Here is a 354-nt window from a genome sequence, read left to right as displayed (position 1 = left end):
GTGGGCGGCATCCTGAACACCAACGGCACCTCTGCTGTGGACGCCACGGTGTTCAACCTGGCCGCCGCCGCCAACTGGAACCAGACCACCACCTCCAGCGCCGACCTCACCGGCAATGCAGTGACCGTGTCGAATGTCACGGCGCCCACCATCACCTCAGCCACCTACGACGGCACGACCCATGTCTTCACGGTCACCGGCACCAACCTGGTCAAGACCGTCGGTGCGACGAATGACGTCACCATCAGCACCCTGACCATCACCGGCGAGGGCGGTGCCACGCGCACCCTGTCCACCACCGGCAATGTGGAAGTCACCTCCGCCACCAGCTTCACCTTCACCCTGGCCGGTGCA

At 65.3% G+C, this 354-nt stretch carries 1 protein-coding gene; it reads left to right on the top strand.

What is annotated here, in order from left to right:
* Positions 1–354: hypothetical protein (locus QYL93_RS31885; protein ID WP_305747437.1), on the top strand; the 354-nt coding region annotated here is incomplete at both ends.

The sequence above is a fragment of the Acidovorax sp. A1169 genome, assembly GCF_030704685.1.
GTDB lineage: Bacteria > Pseudomonadota > Gammaproteobacteria > Burkholderiales > Burkholderiaceae_C > Acidovorax.
Note: the sequence above shows the minus strand (reverse complement) of the source record. Positions and strands in the feature narration are given on the sequence as shown.